Source organism: Lentibacillus populi (assembly GCA_014642895.1).
Lineage (GTDB): Bacteria > Bacillota > Bacilli > Bacillales > Amphibacillaceae > Lentibacillus_C > Lentibacillus_C populi.
Genome location: BMJD01000110.1, coordinates 1 through 1277, shown reverse-complemented (window position 1 = coordinate 1277; position 1277 = coordinate 1). Strand labels below are relative to the sequence as shown.

1 protein-coding gene is annotated in these 1277 nt (G+C 40.2%); it reads left to right on the top strand.

Annotation, left to right across the window (positions count from 1 at the left end; all coding sequences use genetic code 11):
• Positions 1 to 71 precede the first annotated feature (71 nt).
• A protein-coding gene (locus IEX12_RS23065; protein ID WP_200809510.1) for an IS3 family transposase occupies positions 72 to 1216 on the top strand; the annotation gives its coding sequence in 2 pieces (ribosomal slippage) (positions 72 to 330 and positions 330 to 1216; 1146 coding nt in all).
• The last annotated feature ends 61 nt before the right edge of the window (positions 1217 to 1277 follow it).

The window sequence follows — 1277 nt, the reverse complement described above, 5'->3', positions numbered from 1 at the left end:
TTAGTCTAATAATTGGACATAACAAATGGGGATTTTTATACTAAATATAATAATCTCTAGGAGTGTCTAAGATGGCCAAACGATATGATAAAGAATTTAAAGTATACGCAGTGAAACTGGTAGCCGAAGACGGTAGGAAAACAGCAGAAGTGGCAAGGGAATTAGATTTAGTCCCACAGACGCTGCAAAAATGGGTAGCTAAGTATAAGGAGGACCAAGAGGATAGTTTTGTAGGAAGTGGGAATCGAAGTCCTAAAGATCAAGCTGGATATGAAAAAGATAAACGGATTCGGGATTTGGAAGAGGAGGTAGCTATTTTAAAAAAGGCTATGGGCATCTTCGCAAAAAACCAGAGATAATTTATGTATTTATCCAAGAACACCGCCACGAATTTCGTGTAGAGAAGATGTGCCAAGTACTAGGTGTTTCCAAGAGTGGTTATTATGAGTGGAGAGATCGTCCTGTCAGCGATCGAGCCAAACGCAAACAAAAACTGACGTCCCAAATCAAACGTGTATTTATTGAATCGAAGAGAAGGTATGGAAGCCCTAAAATCACCCAGGTTTTACGTGGTGAAGGGATACCTGTTTCTCAAAAAACGGTGTCTCGTATCATGAGGGAAAATGGCTTACGTTCTAAAACGGTGAAGAAATATAAGGCGACAACGAACTCGAAGCATTCGCACCCTGTCTATCCAAATCTATTAAACCAAAATTTTCGGGTAGATAAGCCAGGACAAGTATGGGTGAGCGATATCACGTACATTTGGACCAAAGAAGGATGGCTCTACCTAGCGACCGTCATGGATTTGTTTTCCAGGCGAATTATTGGTTGGGCAATGAGTCATCGAATGACCAAAGAATTAACACTCACTGCATTAAAAAGAGCCATCAGCCAGCAAACGCCGCAAGAAGGGTTGATTCATCATTCAGATAGAGGCAGCCAATATGCAGCGAAGGAGTATCAGGCGCTTTTAAGAAAACATCATATCATCACAAGTATGAGCCGGAAAGGCAACTGTTATGATAATGCATGTATCGAGTCGTTTCATAGTGTGCTCAAGAAGGAATTAATCTTTCATGAGAATTATCAAACCAGAGAAGAAGCAAAGCGTAATATCTTCTCTTACATCATGACGTTTTATAATTTCAAGCGAATTCACTCGACCATTGGATATATGGCACCAATGGCGTATGAAAAAATGTATCTAAGGTAAGATAGCTTTATAGAAAAACGTACTAGCCTCTCTGTTAAAAGAAGGGGCGTTCTTTCCCCTT